Annotated in this window: 3 protein-coding genes and 1 pseudogene; all 4 read right to left on the bottom strand. The window is 65.3% G+C overall.

Annotated features, from left to right (window positions below; genetic code table 11):
- Positions 1-838 (bottom strand): annotated as a pseudogene (locus tag EN939_RS24080) (ABC transporter permease); the annotation flags it as partial.
- Positions 835-1815, bottom strand: coding sequence for an ABC transporter permease (locus EN939_RS24075; RefSeq protein ID WP_127270185.1), 981 nt, complete (start codon positions 1813-1815; stop codon positions 835-837). The pseudogene EN939_RS24080 and the gene EN939_RS24075, both read right to left, overlap by 4 nt.
- Positions 1812-3359, bottom strand: coding sequence for a sugar ABC transporter ATP-binding protein (locus tag EN939_RS24070; protein ID WP_127270183.1), 1548 nt, complete (start codon positions 3357-3359; stop codon positions 1812-1814). Before EN939_RS24070 ends, EN939_RS24075 begins: the two co-directional genes overlap by 4 nt.
- Before the next feature lie 79 nt (positions 3360-3438).
- On the bottom strand, positions 3439-4007 hold a 569-nt coding region (locus EN939_RS24065; protein ID WP_164751179.1), incomplete at its 5' end, for a substrate-binding domain-containing protein.

Raw genomic sequence — 4007 nt, 5'->3', positions numbered from 1 at the left:
GATAAGAGTCGCGTCCGCCCAGGATCGAGGTGCCGACAAGCACCACCGAGGCGATCGACGGCAGCAGCTAAGCGTCGCCCATCGACTGCGCCGCCTTGGAGGCATAGCCAGCCAGAAGCGCGCCGCCGAAAGCCGAGAGCCCGCCGGAGACGGCGAAGGCGATCATCACCACGCGCCGCGTATCGATGCCGGAGAGATAGGCCGCGCGTTCGCGGTTGCCGATGCCGTAGACGGTGCGGCCGAAGCTGGTACGGGTCAGCACGAACACCATCGCGGCTCCGATCAGCGCCCAGATGATAACCGCGTTGGGCACGCCCGGAATGGCGAAGCCGGTCGCCAGGTAGCGCATCGCGCCCGTTGCCGAATCCTGCGGCGAGAAGCCGCCTGTGTAGACCACCATCAGCCCTTGCGCGACAGCGTTGGTGGCCAATGTGATGATCATCGAGGGGATGCGCAGATAGGCGACGCCGATGCCGTTGACGACGCCGATCAGCATGCCGCAGAAAATACCGAACGGAATGGCCAGCGCCACGCCGACCGGGCCGTACGCCGCCGCAGCGCAGGCCATCATGGCGCCCGCCGCCACCGCCCATGGCACCGACAGGTCGATCTGACCGAGCAGGATGACCAGCATCATGCCGGTTGCGATGACACCGAGGAACGAAGCCACCTTGAGCTGCTGCAGAAGATATTCAGGCGACAGGAAGCTTCTGGAATAGAGGCTGCCCAGGAACAGCAAGAGAACGATGCAGGCAAAGGCCGTCAGCACCGCCGGATCGGCGCGGCGGATGAATCTGGGCATGCGGCCGGCAATGCCGCCAAGTGTCGTTTCGCTCACAGGAACCACTCCAGCCGGTTGCGGACCCGAAACAGGGCGAAGGCGCCGAGGCTGACGGCGACCAGCAGGATAACGCCCTGGAACAGCGGCTGCCAGAGCGGATCGAAATCGAAGACGAACAACAGGTCGCCGATGGTGCGGAAGGCCAGCGCGCCGAAGATGGCGCCGATGGCGCTGCCCTTGCCGCCGAACAGCGAGACGCCGCCGAGCACCACGGCTGCGATCGAAAACAGCGTGTAGGAGTTGCCGCTGGCATAGGCCGCCTCGCCCGTATAGGTGAAGAAAGTCAGGAACAGTCCGCCGATCGCCGCCAGCAGGCCGGCCAGCGTGTAGGCAGCGAACTTGCCGCGCCGGATCGGCACGCCGGACATGTAGGCCGCCGTCTCCGACGAGCCGGCCGCGTAGGCCGCGCGGCCGAGCACCGAGCGGCTGAACGGCACCCAGATCACCAGCACGATGGCCAGCAGGACGACCAGGCTCGCCGGCACCACGCCGAACACACGGCCGGTCAGCGCATCGGCCAGATCCTCATTGACCGAGCCGCCAGGGAATGGCCGCAGCAAAAGGCCGATGCCGTAATAGACGGCGCCAGTGGCAATGGTGGCGACAATCGGCTGCAGCCGGCCATAGATGACGATGGCGCCGTTGATCGCGCCGCACAACAGCCCCACCGCCAGCACGGCGATGACACCGAGCGTCGTCTGCATCGGCGTGCCAACCACCAGCCAGGAGGCGAGGCAGTTGGTGAGCAGGAAGATCATACCGACGGACAAGTCGATGCCGGCGGTGATCACCACCAGCGTCTGCGCCATGGCGACAAAGGCGAGCAGCACGCCCTTGTTCGACGCCGTCTGCACGACATTGGCGGTGAAGCCCGCCGGATGGTTCGAGGTGTAGATGACGAACATGACGATGAAGATGCCGAGCGCCAGCAGAGTTCCGCGCTGCTCGGCCAGCCAGTAGCGCCAATCTTTCACGCGCTTGCTCCCAGGCCCACCGGGCTGTCCTCGCCATGGATATTGAGCGCGCTTGATATCAGCGCCCGCTCGGTGATCTCGGCACCGACCAGCTCGCGCTTGACCGCCCCGTCATAGAGCACCAGCACGCGATCGCAGCAGCCGATCAGTTCATCATAGTCGGTCGAGTAGAACAGGATCGCAGCACCCGCGTCGGCCAGTTTGCGCATCAGCTGGTACAGCTCCTGCTTGGTGCCGACGTCGATGCCGCGCGTCGGATCGTTGAGCAGGATGATGCGTGGCTGGCGCATCAGCCATTTGGCGATGACCACTTTCTGCTGGTTGCCGCCCGAAAGCGCGCCGACCGGAATGTCGAGGCCCGCCGTCTTGATCGCCAAGAGGCCTACCATGTCGTCGATCAGCCGCTGCTCGGCGGCACGGTCGATGATGCCGGCTTTCGACAGCCGGTCGAGCGCCGCGAAGGACAGGTTCTCGCGCACCGTCATCGGCAGCATCAGCCCTTCGGTCTTGCGGTCCTCGGGAATCAGCGCCATGCCGATGCCGTCGTCGCGCGCAACGGATGGGCTGGTGATCGAGACCGACTTGCCGTCGATCAGGATCTGGCCGCTGAGGCCCCGCAGCACGCCGAAGAAGGCGAGCAGCAATTCGCGCTGGCCCTGGCCGTCGAGGCCGCCAAGGCCGACCACCTCACCTGCCCTGACGGTCAGCGAGATGTCGTGCAGCCGGTCGGCCCATGAGAGCTTGCGGGCCTCGAGCCTGGGGGCCGCGGCGGCAGGCACGGCCGCCGGCTTGGGCGGAAAGATATGGCTGTATTCGCGGCCGATCATCAGTTCGACCACCTCATTGTCGCTCTTCGAGCCGGCTGGATAGCTGGCGACATTGCGGCCGTTGCGGAACACCGTGCACTGATCCGCCAGTTCGGCGATCTCGTTCATGCGGTGCGAGATGTAAAGCAGCGCCAGCCCTTCCGAGCGCAGCCGCTTGAGCACTGCGAAGATCTTCGAGACATCCGCTGCCGTCAGCGCCGAGGTCGCTTCGTCGAGGATGAGGATGCGCGGCTTGCGTGCCAATGCCTTGGCGATCTCGACCATCTGCCGGCGCGACAGCGGTAGGTCCTTGACCAGCGCCAGCGGGTGGATGTCGGCGGCGCCGGCACGAGCAAGTGCTTCTTCGGCGATGCGGCGCTGCGCCTTGCGGTCGATCATGCCGAAGCGTTTGGGCGGGTCGGAAATGACGATGTTGTCGGCAACGCTGAGCTCGGGGACCAGCGACAGTTCCTGGAAGATGCAGACGATGCCGGCCTTGTTGGCGGCCCCCGGAGAAGCGAAGGTCGCCTCGCGCCCGTCCAGCGTCATGCGGCCCTCATCGGGCGCCACGACACCTGCCATGACCTTGATCAGCGTCGACTTGCCGGCGCCGTTTTCACCGAGAATGGCGTGGATGCTGCCGGCTTCGACGACAAGCTCGGCCTTCTCCAGCGCGCGTACACCGCCATAGCGCTTGGATATGCCTTCCATACGAAAGAGCGGAGCCGCACCGTCCATCGGCCCTCCCAGGGCGATTGTGGAATTGAGACAAGCGCCGCGGCTCAAGCCGCGGCGCCGGGTGACAGCCAGCGATGATTTACTGGTTTTCCTTGGTCTGACCCATGATTTCCTGGGCGCTGAAATTGATGCCGCAGGTCGGGAAGGAATTGCCGACGAAGAAATTGTCGGATTCCTTGGGGAAGTAATCCGTGCCTTCCTTCAAGTTCGGGTCTTCGGCGATCGCCAGCGGCAGCTTCACCTCTTGTGGTACCACCTCGCCTTCGAGTGCGGCGATCGCGGTCTTGATGGCGACGGCGACCTGAGCCGGACCCGAGCCGGCGGACGAGCACTTCAGCCCGTCGGCCGAATGCGCGGCGCAGAACTTGCGGAAGCCGTTCTCGGTCTCGCCGCCAAACGGCACGAACGGATGCTTGGCGTCGATCATCGCCTGCACGATGCCGGTATCGCCGCCCTGGCCGGTGATGCCGTCGAACGGACCGTTGGTGGCGATCGCATCGGCGGTCACTTTCTGTGCCACGCCGTCATCCCACTTGCCGGCGACTTCGGTGACGTCCCACTTCTTGCCGGACGCAGCGAAGACCTCGTGGATGCCGTTGTGGCGGTCGGTGTCGACGGAGGTGCCGGCGACGCCGCGCACTTCCAGGA

Origin of the sequence: Mesorhizobium sp. M7A.F.Ca.CA.002.05.1.1 (assembly GCF_003998335.1) — a bacterium.
Lineage (GTDB): Bacteria > Pseudomonadota > Alphaproteobacteria > Rhizobiales > Rhizobiaceae > Mesorhizobium.
Note: the sequence above shows the minus strand (reverse complement) of the source record. Positions and strands in the feature narration are given on the sequence as shown.